The sequence below is a fragment of the Streptomyces sp. G-G2 genome, assembly GCF_030063135.1.
Taxonomy (GTDB): Bacteria; Actinomycetota; Actinomycetes; order Streptomycetales; family Streptomycetaceae; genus Streptomyces.
Genome location: NZ_JASISO010000001.1, coordinates 114,445 through 132,205 on the forward strand (window position 1 = coordinate 114,445; position 17,761 = coordinate 132,205).

A 17,761-nucleotide genomic window follows, 5' to 3' on the forward strand; every position below is an offset into this window, starting at 1 on the left:
CTAGCCTGGCCAGGTGAACGCGCGTACCGCCCTCGCGAAATGGCTGGGCACCTTGGATCCCGAGCGGCTGACCGCTTTGCTGGAGGAGCGGGATCTGCCGCTCGCCGCCGAGTACCGACGGATCACCACCCTGCTCGACCTCGCCGAACACCTGCTCACCGACGAGTCGGTGGGCCAGGGCCTGCTGGCGGGCACCGCCGGAGAACTGGAGTTGCTCGCCTCCATCGCCGCCCTCGCCCTGGAGCGGCACGGCCCCGTGGCTGGTGGCGAGGCCGAGGACGGGCCCCGGTATCCCTGGCAACAGCGCAAGCCCGTTGCCGCGGTGGAGCCGGCGGACCGACTGGTGCCCGAGCGGGACGTACTGGCCTGGTTCGAGCCGGGGGAGAAGCGGCGGCGGGCGGAGCACACGCTCGCCCGACTGCGGGAGCGCGCGCTGTTGCTCCCCGCGCCCAAGGGGAAACTGGCGCTGCCGCCGCTGCTGCATGTCCGGGCCACGGGGTTCGACGGCTACGGGCGCACCGCCACCCGGCTGCTGACCTACGCCTACAACGCCCCCGAGGTCAAACGGATCGCCGTGAACCTCTTCGGCGAGGGCGCGGCCCGTACCCGCGACCAGGCCCAGGAGCTGATCATCGCTCTGCTCGCCGATCCCGCCCGGGTGCGGGCACTGGTGGCGGACGCCCCGGTCCGGGCGCTGGAGCTGCTGGACCACCTGGTACCCGGCCCGCCGCTGCTGCGCACCCACTGCTTCGTCGGCCGCTATGGGGCGCAGTACGCGGGCCCGGACGCCAAGTACGTCTTCCGGGAGGGCGGCAGCGGCGACGAGGGCACCGACTGGCTGGCGGAGCGCGGACTGCTGGTCCCCATCGGTCTCGACCTGGTGGAGCTTCCGTACGAGGTCGCCCGTGCGCTCCGTGACGGGGGCGCGGCACCCAGCCCCCGGCTGGAACCGGAACCGTTCACCGCCACCGCGCCGCTGCCGTCCGGCTGGGAGGGTGAGGGCGGCACGGCCGCCGCGGCGGCCGCCTGGCGGGCCGAACTGGTCCTGCGGGCGCTGGCCGCCCAGCCGGTCGCGATCCGCAAGGCGGGCGGGATCGCCGTACGGGACACCCGGCGGCTGGCCAAGGCGGCCGGGGCCGATGAGGCCGACACCCGGCTGTGGCTGGACCTCGCGGTCAACGCCGGCCTGGCCGCGCCTCAGGACGACGAACCGGCCCCCGCTCCCCGCGGCCGCCGGAACTCCAAGGGCCCCAAGCCCCCCGCCCGGCTGCTGCCGAGCGACCGCTATGACGCGTGGGCGGCCGCCCCCGCAGCGGGCAAGCTGCTGCCGCTGCTGGCCGCCTGGGCTGTGGTCCCCGCAGTGCTCAGCCACTGGCCGGACCCCGACGAGACCCCGGTCGCGCTCGTCAGCCCGCAGGACGAGGACGCCGTGACCCTGCGCACCGGGGTCCTACGAGCGCTCGCCGTCCTCCCCGACGGACACGGGTTGACCGGGGACGCGCGGGGATACACCGAACTGCTGTCCCTGGCCGCGTGGTTCCAGCCCGCCCTGCGAGGCCACCTGGCCGCAGACGGCGCCGGGGAGCTGACCGGACTGGACGGAGTGCTCGACCGCCTGGCGGCCACGCTGACAGAGGCGGCCCTGCTCGGCGTGGTCGCTCACGGCGCGCTCACCCCCGCCGGGCGGGCCCTGTGCCGACTGCTGGAGGCGGGAGCCGCCCACCACTACCCGGCAGTGCCCGGCGCGGGCACGGACCCGTCCGCCCGCGGCTCCGAGGGCCTGGGCGAGGACCTGTCCCTGCGCCCTGCCCTGGCGCGGGCGGTGACCGCGCTGCGCGAGGACCTGTACGCGGCGCTGCCCGAGCCCAGCGAGAGGGCCCGGTTCCAGAGCGACCTGACCGCCACCGTCACCGGTGCGCCCGCGCCCGCCCTCGCAGACCTGCTCTCCGCTGTCGGCGACATCGAGTCCGAAGGGCACGCCGTGGTCTGGCGGATCACCGCGGCCTCCGTACGCCGGGCCCTGGACGCCGGCTGGAGCGCGGACGAACTGCTCGACCGCCTCACCACCGCGAGCGAGCGCGGCACCCCGCTGCCACAACCGCTCGCCTACACGATCAAGGACACCGCCCGCACCCACGGACAACTCAAAGTCGTCCGCTCCGCCTGCTGCATCCGCTCGGACGACACCGCACTGATCGCCGAGGTGGCCCAGGCCCGCGGCCTGGCCAAACTCCGCTTGCGCCGGATCGCCCCCACGGTCCTGATCTCCACAGCACCCCCCGAGGAGACCCTCACCGCCCTGCGCGCCGCCGGCTACGCCCCCACTCAGGAAGCCGAGACCGGCACCACGCTCCTCGACCGCGCCCCCACCGACCGCGCACCGAACTTCTTGCCCACCCTGGACCAGGCTCACGCCCTGTACGGCGAACCGGTCCACGGTGTCCCGGCGAGCGCCCGTGCGCTGGCGGCCCGGCTCCTCAGCACACCTGGGTGACGAACACCTGCCAAGCGCCGGGCCCGAACCCGATCACGGGCCCGGCGGGCCGCTTGCTGTCGCGGACGGGCACAATGCCGGGGACGCCGTCGGCGACCTCGACGCACTCGCCCTGGCCGCCGCTGTAACTGCTGCTGCGCCACGCCGCTTCGGTGAGGTCGGGTACGGGAGAGTGGGCCTGGTTCATGGTCTGTGCTCCTTGGCGATGTGGCGAATCAGCCCGAGCGATTCCGTGGGTGGCAACGCGGACGTACGGGCATCGTCGAAGAGCTCCCGGTACCGGGCGACCTCGGACTCCTGTTCCATCCAAATGTTGCCCGTCGGAGTCTCCGTCAGTACGAGGCTCTGCGCCGCGATCCGCGGAAAGCTCATCAGCAGGTATGGCCCGAACATACCGGAGTGCGCCCCACGCGAGAACGGCAGCACCTGGACAGTGATGTTGGGCTGTTCCGCCATGTCTGCCAAGTGTTCCAGCTGGTCACGCATCACGGTCGGGCCGCCCACCTGCTGGCGGAGCACGCCTTCGGCGAGGATGGCCCAGAGTTCGACTTTCCTCTCACCGGCGAGTCGTTCCTGCCGAGCCAGTCGCACCTGTACGAACTGGTCGACCTCCTCCGCGCTGTGCCACGCGCGTGAGGCGACGGTGACGGCCCGACCGTACTCGGCGGTCTGGAGCAGCCCCGGTACCAACTGGGCCTGGAAGGTCCTGATGCTGTCGCAGATGTCTTCCATCTCGATGTAGTCGCGGTAGGCGTCGGCGAGAACCGATCCGTACTGATGCCACCAGCCCTCTCGCCGACGGCGGTTGGCCCTTCGGGCCAGGGCGCCCAGGCGCTCGCGAGTTTCTGGGGCGCTCACGCCGTACGCGTCCATGAGTGCGACGAGATCAGGTGTCCGAACCGGCACATGGCCGTTCTCGATCCGGCTGATCTTGCCGCCAGTGCAGTCGAGGGCCTTCGCCGCTGCGGCGGTGGTGAGACCCGCCGCCTCGCGCAGGCGGCGGAGTTCGTCGCCGAGTTGACGACCGAGGACAGTGGATGGCTTCACGTTCGGCATGGACAACTCCCTATCAGAGCAGCGCCCTTCGCGTCGGCGCTTTGCTCGTAGGAGTGAATGAGGCGATTCTGCTGCATTCAATATTGCACGAATCCCATGGAGTGCGGCACGCTCGTCGGGCCGGGGCCAACCCGGCCCCTGTCGACGTGACTTGATCGCCAGCCATCAACCTCAAGGGGCTGCTGTGACCGCACTGAACGAAGCCGCGTTCCGTCTCTCCCGCCACGCGCGCAGCGCGCCAAGGGCCCGCGCGGCACTGCACGCCGTACTCGTGGACTGGGGCGCGGGGGACGACATCCTCCACACCGCCGAACTCGTCCTCTCCGAGCTTGTGTCCAACGCGCTCCGCGCACCGGCGCCCAGTGACCGCCAGGTCCGCGTCCGCATCGCACACTCCTCGGCGGAAGGGCTGCTGCGCCTGGAGGTCAGCGACGCCGGCTCCGGCCGACCCGAGGTCAGGCGTCCAGAAACGGACGACGAGCACGGCCGTGGGCTGGCGGTAGTGGACGCGCTCAGCCACCGCTGGGGCGTCAGCGACCGCGCGGGCGGCATCGGCAAGACGGTCTGGTCCGAGCTGAAGGCCGCAGACCTCGTCCCCACCCCCTCAACGAGGGAGATCGCGGCGATCGCGGTCCGCCCCGGCCAGCACATCCGCATCTGGGGCACTTGGCGCGCGGTCCGCAGCGTGCGAACCGCCCACCACGCCACCGGCGGCCTGTCGGTCGTCCTCGTCCTGACCGAGGGCCCACCCCTGCACCTCCCCCCGGCGGAGCCAGTGGCGGTACGGGGGCTGCCGTAAGGTGAAACGCGCCGTGCGCGTGCCGAGGCCCCCGTACACCTGGGCCTCGCACTCACTTTCCGCAGGCAAGGAGGCGACACCGTGGCGGACCCCGCCCACCACCCCATCCCCGTGCGCCGTGGCCACCTGCGGGACGCCGCTGAGCGGATCGAACAGGCCACCGGACTGCGTGTGGAGATCATCGGGGGCACTCTCATGATGTCCCCGAGCCCGAGCGGCAAGCACGCCGGGACGGTCATCGACCTCCGCGACGCGATCCGACCCAGCCTCGCCGCCGCATATGAGGCGTACGAGAACGTGTCCGTTCCGATGCCCGACGATCCGGACGACTACGCGACTCCGGATCTGACCATCGGACCGCGCGCCTTCAAGGAGGACGACGCCTGGCTGCTGGACGCGGACGCGATCGCCCTCGCGGTGGAGGTCATCTCGCCGAACGAGCGGCTGAGGGGGATCAACGAGAAGACCGCGTGGTACGCGGCGGCACGCGTCCCCCGCCTCCTCCAGATCGATCCCCGCACCGGTACGTGGTCCCTGTTCACCCGCCCGTCAGAAGCCGAGTACAAGGGCGTCGTCCACGGAAAGTACGGCGAGCCCATCCCTCTCCCCGCCGACCTCGGCGGAGACCTGCCCACCTCCGGCCTCCCCATGTATGGCGATGGCAGGTCGCCGGGCTCTTGAGAAGCTCAGGGCACTACGGACACCAGTCCGCAGCGCCCGGAGGTTCAGCCCAGCACCTTGGCGATCGCGAGAGCGATCCGCTCGATCCAGTCGATCGCGTCGGTGACGTCCGCGTCAGAGATCGGCCGTCGCCGCTTCAGGTCGCCGTCCAGCAAGTCGGCGTCATGGGCGATCTTGTTGCGACGGTCGGTGATCGAGATGTACTGCTTCTTGAGGGTCTGGTCGGTCATCCCCGTGCGGCCGTGGTTCCACTCGTTGATTTGAACTGCGGCCTTGCCCCAGATGTTCTCCTCCGTGACCAGCTTCAGCGCCTCGCTGATCTTGCGCGGGTTCTGGAGGGAGGCATTCGCCCACTTCGTCTTGACGTGCTCTGATACGGCGTCGGCGAGCGTGGTCGTACCCCGTCGGACCTCCTCGACCTTCTCCAGCGGCAGCTCGAACTTGGTCAGCTGGTAGGGCATGCCGGGACTGTCTTCGGCGGCGAGGTCGGCCACCCGCCGGTACAGCTCCTCGTGGAACCAGTGGTCGATGGCACTGACCGCCTGCACCCAGGCGGCGCGGTAGAAGTCGCCGATGTCGAAGACGGGGGACTGGAAGGCCGCCAGGCTCTGGCCGGCGAGGACCATCTTCCGGGCGTACTCGATATTGGTCTTGAACGCCTGGAACTCGCGCGTCTGCGGCTGCGGAACGGCCATGGAATGCCCCCGTCTCGCTGATTGAACGAGATCAAGACTTCCGGCGGGACGGGGGCGGGTCAACTCACTTGCGGATTAAGCACCTTCCCCTGGCTGGATCTCGTCAGTGTCGGCCGAGATCTCGCCACCGAGCGCCTCCGCGATCGCGGCGAACTCGCTGAGCGCGGCCTGCAAGTCCTCCACGATCTCCTGCGCGATCACCTCGGGAGGCAGCAGGCTGTCGGCGTCGTCGAGCGCCGGGTCCTTCATCCAGGTGATGTCGAGGTTCACTTTGTCGCGGGCGATGAGTTCGTCGTACTCGAAGCACTTGAAGCGCTCGGTTTCGCGGTGTCGAAGAGGTGGCTGTGCGCGGCCTTGTTCCGGTCACGGCGCACCCGGTCGAAGTCGTCACGGATCTCGGGGACGAGGACCCCGGCACGCGTCAACGCCGTCAGCCGGTCGATCTGGCGGTCGCCCTCGACCCGCATGCCGATGCGGGTGATCAGCTCCTCCGCGAGGACCTCGCCGAACTGTCCTGCCTGCACCAGGGATGAGTTGGGGTGGGTGAACACCGTGGCCTCAGCTGAGGCGCCGTACAGAGAGAGCAGAGGCTGATGTTGGTAGAGGACCCCGAAGTTCGGTGATCCCTTCGCGAAATCGCGAAGCCTGTCGTCCACGGTGTTGTCCCCCCGAAAATCTGGTCTGCGGGTATCCACGGTGCGAAATACAAGAAGACCCTCCGAACAGCACTGACACTGTTTGGAGGGTCTCTCTGGCACTTCCTGCGAAGTGCCCCCGGCAGGATTCGAACCTGCGCACACGGCTCCGGAGGCCGTTGCTCTATCCCCTGAGCTACGGGGGCGTGTCATCCGCTGTGCGGCGACGGGTTGAACACTACCAGCATCCGCGGGGTGATCAGGAACCCGTTTGCGGGTCGTGGAGGGGCGGGTCGCCCGGAGGGGGTGGAAGTGGCAAAAACCCGGACGCGGGGGCTTAGGGCGACCTACTCTCGAGTTGTGTCAGGCACCTCGGGCCGGGTGCTTGTTGTCGACGACAACAAGGTCATCCGGCAGCTGATCAAGGTCAATCTCGAGCTGGAGGGCTTCGAGGTCGTGACCGCGAACGATGGTGCCGAGTGCCTGGACGTCGTCCACCGGGTGTGCCCCGATGTGATCACCCTCGATGTCGTCATGCCGCGCCTCGACGGGTTCGGGACCGTCGCCCGGCTGCGGGCCGATCCGCGGACGCGGACGCTGCCCGTCGCGATCGTCAGCGCCTGCACGCAGTACGAGGTGGAGTCCGGCACCGTCGCCGAGGTGGACGCGTTTCTCGCCAAGCCCTTCGAACCCGCCGAGCTGGTGCGCGTCGTGCGGCGGCTCGTCGAGCGCAAGCGCGGCGATGGTGGCGGGCGGGGCGTTCACATGGCGAAACCGGTTCGCGTCCGGGGGGACCTTCTCCCCTAGGGTGGGTCCCGTGACCCCCGCTGACCTCTCCCGTACCGTCGTGCGCGCCGTGCGCTGCGCCGTCGAGGACGGGGAGCTGGGCGCCGGGGCCGCCGTGCCCGAGCGGGTCGTCGTCGAGCGGACCCGGCCCGGGGGAGCGGGGGAGTACGCCAGCCCCGTCGCCCTCCAGCTGGCCAAGGCGAGCGGACGGCCTCCCGCCGAGGTCGCCGCCCTGCTGGCCCTGCGGCTGCGCGCGGTCGAAGGGATCGAGCGCGTGGAGATCACCGGTCCCGGGTTCCTGAACTTCACTCTGCGCCGCGGCGCCGACGACCTGGCCGAGCTGGTGCGGCGCCTGCGGATCCGCCAGCGGTACGGAGCCGACGCCCCCGACCCTGCCGACGCCCCCGGCCTAGACCTCCGCGCCCGCGCCGTGCGCGAAGCCGTCGTACGGATCCTGCGCGCCCATGACGGGAGCGGCGAGGGCGTGAGCGCCGCCGCCGAGCCGTCCCGCGTCGCGCCCGTGGCCCCCGCCGACGGGGATGTCGTACGCCGCTTCGGGCGCGACGCCGCCCGCTGGGCCATGCTCGCCACCGACCCCGAGCAGCCCCCCTTCTTCGACGGCGTCCTGCTCGTCCAGGGCGAGGCCAGCGAGTTCTTCCGCGTCCGGTACGCCGTCAGCCGCGCCCGGGCCCTGGCGCGCGGCGGGGCCCTGCTCGGGGTGCTGCCCGGCCCCCTGACGGACGTGACCGGCCTGAGCGACGGCCGCGCACCCGCGCTGCTGGCCGCGCTCGCCGACTATCCCCTCGCCCTCGAAGCCGCCGCGCACCACCGGGCGCCCGAGCGGCTCGCCCGCCACCTGGTCACGCTCGCCGACGCCCTCCTGGACTTCCAGTACGAGGTCCTGCCCATGGGGGACGAGAAACCCTCGGCCGCCCACCGTTCCCGGCTCGCAGTCGCCGAAGCCGCCGGGACGGTGCTGGCCGGTGGCCTGACCCTGCTCGGTGTCGATATTCCTGAAGTGGTTTAGAGGAGAAAGAGAAGCGTCATGAGCCGCTCCGCACATCCCGCCGGTCCCCGTCACGCCGACGTCATGCCCGAGGGGCACTACGCCCCTCCGGCCGCCGACCTCAACCTGCTCCCCGAGAAGGTGTGGTCCCGGACCGTCACCCGCGGCGGCGACGGTGTGGTCAGCGTCGGCGGGGTCGAAGTGACCCGGCTCGCCGAGGAGTTCGGCACTCCTGCCTACTTCCTCGACGAGGAGGACTTCCGGGCCCGCTGCCGCGCCTGGGCGACCGCCTTCGGGCCCGGCGCCGACGTCTTCTACGCCGGCAAGGCCTTCCTCTCCAAGGCCGTCGTGCGCTGGCTCAAGGAGGAGGGGCTCAACCTCGACGTGTGCTCCAGCGGTGAGCTGGCCACCGCGCTCGCCGCCGAGATGCCCGCCGCGCGGATCGCCTACCACGGCAACAACAAGTCCCTCCCCGAGATCCGCCGCGCCGTCGAGGCGGGGGTCGGGCGGATCGTCCTCGACTCCTTCCAGGAGATCGTCCGCGTCGCGCACGTCGCCGCCGAGCTGGGGGTCCGTCAGCGCGTGCAGATCCGCGTCACGGTCGGCGTCGAGGCACACACCCACGAGTTCATCGCGACCGCGCACGAGGACCAGAAGTTCGGCATCGCCGTCGCCGACGGACAGGCCGCGGAGGCCGTACGCCGCGCCCTCGGGCACGACAGCCTGGAGCTGATCGGGATCCACTCCCACATCGGCTCGCAGATCTTCGACATGGCCGGTTTCGAGGTGTCCGCCAAGCGCGTGGTGCAGCTGCTGGCCGCCGTACGCGACGAGCACGGCGTCGAGCTGCCCGAGATCGACCTCGGCGGCGGCCTCGGCATCGCCTACACGGACAGCGACGACCCGCGCGAGCCGCACGAGATCGCCAAGGCGCTGACCGAGATCGTCGGGCGCGAGTGCGAGAGCGCCGGACTGGCCGCGCCGCGGATCTCCGTCGAGCCGGGCCGCGCCATCGTCGGGCCCACCGCCTTCACGCTCTACGAGGTCGGCACGATCAAGCCGCTGGCCGGGCTGCGGACGTACGTCAGCGTCGACGGCGGGATGTCGGACAACATCCGCACCTCCCTCTACGACGCCGAATACAGCGTGGCACTGGTCTCGCGCAGCTCCGACGCCGAGCCCATGCTCTGCCGCGTCGTCGGCAAGCACTGCGAGAGCGGTGACATCGTGGTGCGGGACGCCTTCCTGCCCGCCGACCTGGCGCCCGGCGACCTCATCGCGGTGCCCGCCACCGGCGCGTACTGCCGTTCCATGGCGAGCAACTACAACCACGCGCTGCGTCCGCCGGTCGTCGCCGTGCGTGACGGAGCGGGCCGGGTGATCGTCCGACGTGACACAGAGGAAGATCTCCTGCGTCTCGACGTCGGATAATGAAATTGCCGTCTCACTCAATGGACCAAGGATGGAAACTCCTGTCCATTGAGTGAGACTGGTTCAAACCCCGCGCGCACGTCCGCGCGCCGGGGCTGGTCGAAGATCGATTCGTGGATCGAAAGGCTTGGGTCGAATGATGCGTACGCGTCCGCTGAAGGTGGCGCTGCTGGGCTGTGGAGTCGTCGGCTCAGAGGTGGCGCGCATCATGACGACGCACGCCGACGATCTGGCGGCGAGGATCGGCGCGCCGGTCGAGCTGGCCGGCGTCGCCGTGCGACGGCCCTCCAAGGTGCGCGAGGGCATTGATCCCGCGCTCATCACCACCGACGCGACCGCCCTGCTCAAACGGGGCGACATCGACGTCGCGATCGAGGTCATCGGCGGCATCGAGCCCGCCCGCACCCTGATCACCACCGCCTTCGAGCACGGCATCTCCGTGGTGTCGGCAAACAAGGCGCTCCTCGCCCAGGACGGCGCCGCCCTGCACGCCGCGGCCGACCAGCACGGGCGGGACCTCTACTACGAGGCCGCCGTGGCCGGCGCCATCCCGCTGGTCCGCCCGATGCGCGAGTCCCTCGCCGGCGACAAGATCAACCGCGTGATGGGCATCGTCAACGGCACGACGAACTTCATCCTCGACAAGATGGACTCCACCGGCGCCGGGTACCAGGAGGCGCTCGACGAGGCCACCGCCCTCGGGTACGCCGAGGCCGACCCGACCGCCGACGTCGAGGGCTACGACGCCGCCGCGAAGGCCGCGATCCTCGCGGGCATCGCCTTCCACACCCGGGTCCGCCTCGACGACGTCTACCGCGAGGGCATGACCGAGGTCAGCGCCGCGGACTTCGCCTCGGCCAAGCGGATGGGCTGCACCATCAAGCTGCTCGCCATCCTGGAGCGCGCCGCGGACGGCCAGTCCGTCACCGCCCGCGTCCACCCGGCGATGATCCCGCTCAGCCACCCCCTCGCCTCGGTCCGGGAGGCGTACAACGCCGTCTTCGTCGAGGCCGAGGCCGCCGGGCGTTTGATGTTCTACGGTCCCGGCGCGGGCGGCGCGCCGACCGCGTCCGCGGTCCTCGGCGACCTGGTGGCCGTCTGCCGCAACAAGCTCGCCGAGGTGACGGGGCCCGGCGAGTCGGCGTACACCCAGCTGCCGGTCAGCCCCATGGGCGACGTCGTCACGCGGTACCACATCAGCCTCGACGTGGCCGACAAGCCGGGCGTGCTCGCCCAGGTGGCGACCACGTTCGCAGAACACGGTGTCTCCATCGATACCGTTAGGCAGCAAGGACGTCCGGACGGGGTCGGCAACGAAGCCTCCCTCGTGGTCGTCACCCACCGCGCTCCCGACGCCGCCCTCTCCGGGACCGTCGAGGCGCTGCGGAAGCTGGACACCGTTCGCGGTGTCGCCAGCATCATGCGTGTTGAAGGGGAGTAAGGGACCCATGACCGACAACGGCACCCACCAGTGGCGCGGCATCATCGAGGAGTACCGGCACCGGCTTCCGGTGACGGCCGCCACCCCGGTGGTCACGCTCCGCGAGGGCGGTACGCCCCTCGTCCCCGCCCAGGTGCTCTCCGAGCGCACCGGCTGTGAAGTCCACCTCAAGGTCGAGGGTGCGAACCCGACCGGGTCCTTCAAGGACCGCGGTATGACCATGGCGATCTCCAAGGCCAAGGAGGAAGGCGCGAAGGCGGTCATCTGCGCCTCCACAGGCAACACCTCCGCCTCCGCCGCCGCCTACGCGGTGCGCGCGGGCATGGTCTGCGCCGTCCTCGTGCCGCAGGGCAAGATCGCCCTCGGCAAGATGGGTCAGGCGCTCATCCACGGCGCCAAGATCCTGCAGGTCGACGGCAACTTCGACGACTGCCTCTCGCTGGCCCGCGCGCTGGCCGACAACTACCCGGTCGCGCTGGTCAATTCCGTCAACCCGGTCCGCATCGAGGGCCAGAAGACGGCGGCGTTCGAGATCGTCGACGCGCTCGGCGACGCGCCCGACATCCACGTCCTCCCGGTGGGCAACGCGGGCAACATCACCGCGTACTGGAAGGGGTTCAAGGAGTACAAGGCCGACGGCCTCGCCTCCCGCACCCCCCGCGTCTGGGGCTTCCAGGCCTCCGGCTCCGCGCCCATCGTGCGCGGCGAGGTCGTCAAGGAGCCGCACACCATCGCCACCGCGATCCGGATCGGCAACCCGGCCTCCTGGGAGTACGCCCTCCAGGCCCGGGAGGAGTCCGGCGGCCTCATCGACGAGGTGACGGACCGCCAGATCCTGGCCGCCTACCGCCTGTTGGCCGCACAGGAGGGCGTCTTCGTCGAGCCCGCCTCGGCCGCGTCCGTCGCCGGTCTGCTCAAGGCCGCCGAGCTGGGCCTGGTCGACCCGGGGCAGAAGATCGTCTGCACCGTCACCGGCAACGGCCTCAAGGACCCCGACTGGGCGGTCGCCGGCGCTCCGCAGCCGGTCACCGTCCCGGTGGACGCCGAGGCCGCCGCCGTACGCCTCGGTCTGGTCTGACCCTCCGGGGGCCGGTCCCGCCACGCCGTCGCCGGATTCCTGGAATGCTCCCCGGAGCACTCCAGGAATCCGGCAACTCGGCCCGTACGACCACAAAAGCGTGACGGAACACCGCGACACGCATCGTGCGCCTCCTGTGCGCCCTATGTCGGAGGAGAACCTTCCTTCGATACGCTGTACTTACATCCGCCACCGCGCATATGACGCGGTGCTGCCCCAAGGGCCTTCGGGTGTCGTACGTTCTCCAGTACATTCACAGCGAAGATTCCCAGCTCGCAGATTCACGGCAAAGATCTCGCACAGTCACAAGGAGTGTCATCGAGCGTGGCCGGTCCAGCATTCCGCGCCGCCGCCGTACGGGTGCGCGTTCCCGCCAGCAGTGCCAACCTCGGCCCGGGCTTCGACGCCTTCGGACTGGCCCTGGGTCTGTACGACGACGTGGTCGTCCGCGTCGCCGACTCCGGCCTGAACGTCGACATCGCGGGTGAGGGCGCCGACAACCTGCCGCGCGACGAGAGCCACCTGCTCGTACGCTCCATGCGCACCGCCTTCGACCTGCTGGGCGGCCAGCCGCGCGGCCTCGAGGTGGTCTGCGCCAACCGCATCCCGCACGGCCGCGGCCTCGGCTCCTCCTCCGCCGCCATCTGCGCCGGCATCGTCGCCGCCCGCGCCGTGACCATAGGCGGAGAGGCACGCCTCGACGACACCGCGCTGCTGGAACTGGCCACCGAGATCGAGGGCCACCCCGACAACGTCGCCGCCTGCCTGCTCGGCGGCTTCACCCTGGCCTGGATGGACGGCGGCAGCGCCAAGGCCATCCGGATGGAGCCCTCGGATTCCATCGTTCCGGTGGTCTTCGTCCCCTCCAGGCCGGTACTGACCGAAACCGCGCGCGGCCTCCTGCCGCGCCACGTCCCGCACGTGGACGCCGCCGCCAACGCGGGCCGCGCGGCCCTGCTCGTCGAAGCCCTGACCAGGCGTCCCGAGTTGCTGCTCCCCGCCACCGAGGACCGGCTCCACCAGGAGTACCGCTCCCCGGCGATGCCCGAGAGCGTGGCACTGGTCAACAGGCTGCGGGCGGACGGCATCCCCGCGGTCATCTCCGGCGCCGGACCCACGGTCCTCGCGCTGGTCGACAACGACGCGGCCGACAAGGTCGCGCAGCTCGCGGGCGAAGGGTGGGCGGCCAACCGGCTCGCCCTCGACGCGGCGGGCGCGAGCGTACTTCCGCTGGGCAGCCAGGGCGGCTAGACGAAAGCCGCCAGGGGCGGGGCGGCCGGGCAGGCCGCCCCCGCGGACGGGCGCGATTGCCGGTGACTGAGAGGGGGAATGTCTGTTGGATCCGGTAGTGTTAGTCTCAAGTGCGCATCCGAAGCCGCCATGGCTCGGTGCTCAGTGTCCCCATTCGGGACCACCTTTCCTCCGGGAGCCTCCCCAACTGCTTTGATCACTGCCAAGCAGTTTCGAGCACGCTCCGGAATCGGCGTGACATTCCCACGCTTCCAGCTCTGGGGCTTCTCGCCGGAACCCATGCACGTTTCCCTCCGCCGCGGTATCTCTGCCGGCGGACCACCGCCCGGGCTGCGGTCCACGACCCATCAAGTCAAGGACCGCGATCGGACAGCACAACCGGTCGCCGAGCCAGACAGGCCGACGTCCGCTCCAGGGAAGGACCCTTCGTGAGCGACACCACCGATCTGATGGGCGCTGCCGACACCAGTGTCGACACCAGTGCCTCCGCCGCGGGCGCCGCACCCAAGCGTCGCCGCTCCGGCACCGGCCTCGAGGGCATGGTCCTGGCCGAGCTGCAGCAGGTCGCGTCGGGCCTCGGTATCAGGGGCACCGCGCGGATGCGCAAGAGCCAGCTGATCGAGGTCATCAAGGAGACGCAGGCCGGTGGCTCCGCCGCCAAGGCCAAGGCCTCCGCCCCCGCCGACGACGCCGAGGCCAAGCCGAAGCGTCGCGCCACCAGCAAGGCCCGCACGGGCGAGGCCGCCGCCGAGGCGCCCGCCGAGAAGCCCGCCGCGCAGGCCCAGATCGACATCCCCGGCCAGCCGGCCAGCGAGGACCAGCCCGTCGGCGAGCGTCGCCGCCGCCGCGCCACGGCCCCCTCCGGCAGCCCGGAGTCCGCGGCGCCCGCCGCGGCCGTGCAGGTCGAGCAGAAGCCCGACACCGCGACCGCGACCGCCACCGCGCAGCCCGACGTCAAGGCCGAGGCCGCGACCGCCGTTTCCGGTCAGGAGGCCACCGAGGGCCGCACCCGCCGGGACCGCCGTGACCGCGGCGAGCGCGGCGAGCGCGGCGAGCGGGGCGACCGTACGGAGCGCCAGCGCGACCGCCGTGACCGCGGCAAGGGCGACGACCAGGGCCAGAACCAGGGCCAGGGTCAGGGCGGCCAGGGTCAGGCCCAGAGCCAGGGCCAGGGTCAGCAGCAGGGCGGCCAGGGCCAGCAGCAGGGCGGCGCCGAGCGCGCCGACCGCGGCGACCGCGGCGACCGCCAGGACCGTCAGGGCCGCCAGGGCAACCGGGGTCAGGGCCAGGGCGGCCAGCAGCAGGGCGGCCAGGGTCAGGGCCAGAGCCAGGGCCGTCAGGACCGTCAGGACAACGGCCCGCAGGACGACTTCGACGAGGACGGCCGCCGCGGCCGCCGCGGCCGCTACCGCGACCGCCGGGGCCGTCGTGGGCGCGACGAGTTCACCCCGAACGAGCCGCAGGTCGCCGACGACGACGTACTGATTCCCGTCGCGGGCATCCTCGACATCCTCGACAACTACGCGTTCATCCGGACCTCGGGCTACCTGCCCGGCCCGAACGACGTGTACGTCTCCCTCGCCCAGGTCCGCAAGGCCGGTCTGCGCAAGGGTGACCACGTCACCGGCGCCGTGCGCCAGCCCAAGGACGGCGAGCGCCGCGAGAAGTTCAACGCGCTCGTGCGCCTGGACTCGTCCAACGGCATGGGGCCCGAATCGGGCCGCGGCCGCCCCGAGTTCCAGAAGCTGACCCCGCTGTACCCCCAGGACCGGCTCCGTCTGGAGACCGACCCGGGTGTGCTGACGACCCGCATCATCGACCTCGTCGCGCCGATCGGCAAGGGCCAGCGCGGTCTGATCGTGGCCCCGCCGAAGACCGGCAAGACCATGATCATGCAGGCCATCGCCAACGCGATCACGGTCAACAACCCCGAGTGCCACCTGATGGTCGTCCTGGTCGACGAGCGTCCGGAAGAGGTCACCGACATGCAGCGGTCGGTGAAGGGCGAGGTCATCTCCTCGACCTTCGACCGTCCGGCCGAGGACCACACCACCGTCGCCGAGCTGGCCATCGAGCGCGCCAAGCGTCTCGTCGAGCTGGGTCACGACGTGGTCGTCCTGCTGGACTCGATCACCCGTCTGGGACGCGCGTACAACCTCGCGGCCCCGGCCTCCGGCCGCATCCTGTCCGGTGGTGTCGACTCGACCGCGCTCTACCCGCCGAAGCGCTTCTTCGGTGCCGCGCGCAACATCGAGGACGGCGGCTCGCTGACCATCCTGGCCACCGCGCTGGTCGACACCGGCTCGCGCATGGACGAGGTGATCTTCGAGGAGTTCAAGGGCACCGGCAACATGGAGCTGAAGCTCGACCGCAAGCTCGCGGACAAGCGGATCTTCCCCGCCGTCGACGTCGACCCCTCGGGCACCCGCAAGGAGGAGATCCTCCTCAACAGCGAGGAACTCGCGATCGTCTGGAAGCTGCGCCGAGTGCTGCACGCGCTCGACTCGCAGCAGGCGATCGAGCTGCTGCTCGACAAGATGAAGCAGACCAAGTCGAACGCCGAGTTCCTGATGCAGATCGCGAAGACTACCCCGTCGGGCAAGAACGACGACTGATCTCCGCGCCGCGCACCAGCGACGACGCCCCGCCCCCGCCGGTCCTCCGGCGGGGGCGGCGGCGTTCCGCGGGTGCGACGTTCGCCACAGCCGGAGCGGTGCGCACCCGCACGGGCCTGGGCGGGGAACGCCGGGTAGCCCTTCCGTCACCCGCTGTCCATTGACGTACGTCCTCCGTACGTTCATCACTGAATGGTCACGTTGGCATGGAACCCTGGGATCCGCCCCGCCGTCTGACACTGAAGACAACGGGGATCAGGGGAGGCGTCCGGACCGGGCCGCCGGTACACCGGGACTGAGGAGAGCATGAGTCAGGACAGCAGGGCCAGCCGCAGGCGTGCCGCGAGGCCCAGCCGCCGCAAACCGCCGAGCGGCGGCCGTAAAGCCCTGCGCGTCACCGCGTGGACCGCGGCCGGCGTGCTGGTGCTGGGCGGAGCCGGACTGGGCTACTTCTACGTCAAGTACAACAGCAACCTGAAGAGCGTGGACATCGACGCCGCGCTCGGCAAGGACCGCCCGCAGAACGTGGACAACGGCTCGATGGACATCCTCGTCCTCGGCTCCGACTCGCGCCGCGGCGGCGACAACGCCCAGTACGGCGCCGACGACGGCGGCTCGGCACGCTCCGACACCGCGATGGTCGTCCACCTGTACGACGGCCACAAGCAGGCCAGTATCGTCTCGATCCCGCGCGACACCATGATCAACCGGCCGGCCTGCACGACGAGCGGCGGGAAGACCTCGAAGGCCACCTTCGAGCAGTTCAACGAGGCCTACACCGTCGGTGGGGCCGCCTGCGCGGTCACGACCGTCGAGAAGATGTCGGGGATCCGGATGGACCACTACATCGAGGTCGACTTCACCGGCTTCAAGAAGATCGTCGACAGTCTGGGCGGCGTCCCGCTGACCACCACCAAGCCGATCAAGGACGACAAAGGCAGCCACCTCGACCTCCCGGCCGGCTCCCACAAGCTCAACGGCGAACAGGCCCTCGGCCTCGTCCGTACCCGCAAGAGCGTCGGCGTCGGCAGCGACCTCGGCCGAATACAGCTCCAGCAGGCCTTCATCAAGGCGCTGATCAAGCAGGTCAAGAGCATCGGGGTGTTCGACAACCCCAAGCGGCTCCTGTCCGTCGCGGACACCGCCACCAAGGCGATCACCACCGACAAGGGCCTCGGCGACGTGAAGTCCCTCATGGGTTTCGCCTCGGGCCTCCAGGGCCTCGGGGCCGAGAACATGCACATGATCACCCTGCCGGTGATGGACTACCCCAAGGACAAGGACCGCGTCGTACCGCTGGAGCAGGAGTCCAAGCTCGTCTGGGACGCCCTGCGCGGAGACCAGCCGATACCCGCCGAGGCCCTGCAGAACTCCGCCAATGACCGGAGCGGCGCGGGTTCGATCGTCCAGTAGGAATACCCGGAGCCCCCTCCCCGTTATGTGAGGCGTCCTGAATTTTGACAGGCGGTCCGGTCCTGGCAGACTGGTCCGTCGGCCCCGGTTCACGCAGCGCGCAATTCGGCCCCTGCGACCCGGTGCCCTCCCGATCTAGGAGACACCTTGAAGAGCGACATCCACCCCCAGTACGTCGAGACCCAGGTCAGCTGCACCTGTGGCGCGTCGTTCACCACCCGTAGCACCCTGACCGAGGGCGCCATCCGCGCCGAGGTCTGCTCCGAGTGCCACCCGTTCTACACGGGCAAGCAGAAGATCCTCGACACCGGTGGCCGCGTGGCCCGCTTCGAGGCCCGCTTCGGCAAGGCTGCCGGCTCGAAGTAGCGAGCCCACGGCGC

Annotated in this window: 17 protein-coding genes and 1 tRNA gene; 12 read left to right on the forward strand and 6 right to left on the reverse strand. The window is 70.7% G+C overall.

Going from position 1 to position 17,761, the window contains the following annotated elements; translation table 11 throughout:
* The first annotated feature begins 13 nt into the window (after nt 1-13).
* Nucleotides 14-2,494, forward strand: coding sequence for a helicase-associated domain-containing protein (locus tag QMF80_RS00530; RefSeq protein WP_283448514.1), 2,481 nt, complete (start codon nt 14-16; stop codon nt 2,492-2,494).
* Here the strand turns inward: QMF80_RS00530 and QMF80_RS00535 are convergent.
* A complete protein-coding gene (locus QMF80_RS00535; protein WP_283448515.1) occupies nt 2,478-2,681 on the reverse strand; it encodes a DUF397 domain-containing protein in 204 nt (67 codons plus the stop codon). The genes QMF80_RS00530 and QMF80_RS00535 overlap by 17 nt on opposite strands.
* Nucleotides 2,678-3,550: a helix-turn-helix domain-containing protein gene (locus tag QMF80_RS00540; RefSeq protein ID WP_283448516.1), complete on the reverse strand. Its 873-nt coding sequence runs from the start codon at nt 3,548-3,550 to the stop codon at nt 2,678-2,680. Before QMF80_RS00540 ends, QMF80_RS00535 begins: the two co-directional genes overlap by 4 nt.
* Nucleotides 3,551-3,734: 184 nt before the next feature.
* Here QMF80_RS00540 and QMF80_RS00545 point away from each other — a divergent pair, with 184 nt between their 5' ends.
* Both QMF80_RS00545 and QMF80_RS00550 read left to right on the forward strand, forming a co-directional pair.
* Nucleotides 3,735-4,349 carry an ATP-binding protein gene (locus QMF80_RS00545; RefSeq protein ID WP_283448517.1) on the forward strand — a complete coding sequence of 205 codons (615 nt, stop codon included), beginning with the start codon at nt 3,735-3,737 and terminating at the stop codon, nt 4,347-4,349.
* 81 nt (nt 4,350-4,430) lie between these two features.
* Nucleotides 4,431-5,030: a Uma2 family endonuclease gene (locus QMF80_RS00550; protein WP_283448518.1), complete on the forward strand. Its 600-nt coding sequence runs from the start codon at nt 4,431-4,433 to the stop codon at nt 5,028-5,030.
* Nucleotides 5,031-5,074: 44 nt separating this feature from the next.
* Here QMF80_RS00550 and QMF80_RS00555 read toward each other — a convergent pair whose 3' ends face one another.
* The 4 genes from QMF80_RS00555 to QMF80_RS00570 form a co-directional block, all read right to left on the reverse strand.
* Entirely contained in the window at nt 5,075-5,725 is a 651-nt protein-coding gene (locus QMF80_RS00555; RefSeq protein WP_283448519.1) for a hypothetical protein, read from the reverse strand.
* Nucleotides 5,726-5,800: 75 nt separating this feature from the next.
* Nucleotides 5,801-5,995: a hypothetical protein gene (locus QMF80_RS00560; RefSeq protein WP_283448521.1), complete on the reverse strand. Its 195-nt coding sequence runs from the start codon at nt 5,993-5,995 to the stop codon at nt 5,801-5,803.
* Nucleotides 5,992-6,381 (reverse strand): hypothetical protein, encoded by a 390-nt coding sequence (locus tag QMF80_RS00565; RefSeq protein ID WP_283448523.1) that lies wholly within the window; start codon nt 6,379-6,381, stop codon nt 5,992-5,994. Before QMF80_RS00565 ends, QMF80_RS00560 begins: the two co-directional genes overlap by 4 nt.
* A 113-nt stretch (nt 6,382-6,494) precedes the next feature.
* Nucleotides 6,495-6,566: transfer RNA gene (locus QMF80_RS00570), tRNA-Arg, on the reverse strand.
* A 106-nt stretch (nt 6,567-6,672) separates the two neighbouring features.
* Here QMF80_RS00570 and QMF80_RS00575 point away from each other — a divergent pair.
* The 9 genes from QMF80_RS00575 to rpmE all read left to right on the forward strand — a co-directional run bounded on the left by QMF80_RS00575 (nt 6,673) and on the right by rpmE (nt 17,747).
* Nucleotides 6,673-7,167, forward strand: coding sequence for a response regulator (locus QMF80_RS00575; protein WP_283448524.1), 495 nt, complete (start codon nt 6,673-6,675; stop codon nt 7,165-7,167).
* Between the two features lie 10 nt (nt 7,168-7,177).
* Nucleotides 7,178-8,173, forward strand: a complete 996-nt coding sequence (nrtL, locus tag QMF80_RS00580) for an ArgS-related anticodon-binding protein NrtL (protein WP_283448526.1) — start codon at nt 7,178-7,180, stop codon at nt 8,171-8,173.
* Between the two features lie 18 nt (nt 8,174-8,191).
* Nucleotides 8,192-9,583, forward strand: a complete 1,392-nt coding sequence (lysA, locus tag QMF80_RS00585; RefSeq protein ID WP_283448528.1) for a diaminopimelate decarboxylase — start codon at nt 8,192-8,194, stop codon at nt 9,581-9,583.
* A 136-nt stretch (nt 9,584-9,719) separates the two neighbouring features.
* Complete coding sequence (locus QMF80_RS00590; RefSeq protein ID WP_283448530.1) at nt 9,720-11,024, forward strand: homoserine dehydrogenase; 1,305 nt, start codon at nt 9,720-9,722, stop codon at nt 11,022-11,024.
* A gap of 7 nt (nt 11,025-11,031) precedes the next feature.
* The gene (thrC, locus tag QMF80_RS00595; RefSeq protein ID WP_283448531.1) at nt 11,032-12,102 is read left to right on the forward strand and encodes a threonine synthase; all 1,071 of its coding nucleotides are present in this window, start codon (nt 11,032-11,034) and stop codon (nt 12,100-12,102) included.
* A gap of 324 nt (nt 12,103-12,426) precedes the next feature.
* Complete coding sequence (thrB, locus tag QMF80_RS00600) at nt 12,427-13,353, forward strand: homoserine kinase (RefSeq protein WP_283448532.1); 927 nt, start codon at nt 12,427-12,429, stop codon at nt 13,351-13,353.
* Between the two features lie 428 nt (nt 13,354-13,781).
* Nucleotides 13,782-15,968, forward strand: a complete 2,187-nt coding sequence (gene rho, locus QMF80_RS00605; RefSeq protein WP_283448534.1) for a transcription termination factor Rho — start codon at nt 13,782-13,784, stop codon at nt 15,966-15,968.
* Between the two features lie 306 nt (nt 15,969-16,274).
* Nucleotides 16,275-17,381, forward strand: coding sequence for an LCP family protein (locus QMF80_RS00610; RefSeq protein WP_283448536.1), 1,107 nt, complete (start codon nt 16,275-16,277; stop codon nt 17,379-17,381).
* A 147-nt stretch (nt 17,382-17,528) separates the two neighbouring features.
* Nucleotides 17,529-17,747, forward strand: coding sequence for a 50S ribosomal protein L31 (gene rpmE / locus QMF80_RS00615; RefSeq protein WP_283448538.1), 219 nt, complete (start codon nt 17,529-17,531; stop codon nt 17,745-17,747).
* The last annotated feature ends 14 nt before the right edge of the window (nt 17,748-17,761 follow it).

Bases quoted from the DNA above. Each gene is read 5' to 3' on its own strand.
- QMF80_RS00535 (WP_283448515.1), bottom strand. From the start codon at position 2,681: ATGAACCAGGCCCACTCTCCCGTACCCGACCTCACCGAAGCGGCGTGG.
- QMF80_RS00540 (WP_283448516.1), bottom strand. From the start codon at position 3,550: ATGCCGAACGTGAAGCCATCCACTGTCCTCGGTCGTCAACTCGGCGAC.
- QMF80_RS00555 (WP_283448519.1), bottom strand. From the start codon at position 5,725: ATGGCCGTTCCGCAGCCGCAGACGCGCGAGTTCCAGGCGTTCAAGACC.
- lysA (WP_283448528.1), top strand. From the start codon at position 8,192: ATGAGCCGCTCCGCACATCCCGCCGGTCCCCGTCACGCCGACGTCATG.
- QMF80_RS00590 (WP_283448530.1), top strand. From the start codon at position 9,720: ATGATGCGTACGCGTCCGCTGAAGGTGGCGCTGCTGGGCTGTGGAGTC.
- thrC (WP_283448531.1), top strand. From the start codon at position 11,032: ATGACCGACAACGGCACCCACCAGTGGCGCGGCATCATCGAGGAGTAC.
- QMF80_RS00610 (WP_283448536.1), top strand. From the start codon at position 16,275: ATGAGTCAGGACAGCAGGGCCAGCCGCAGGCGTGCCGCGAGGCCCAGC.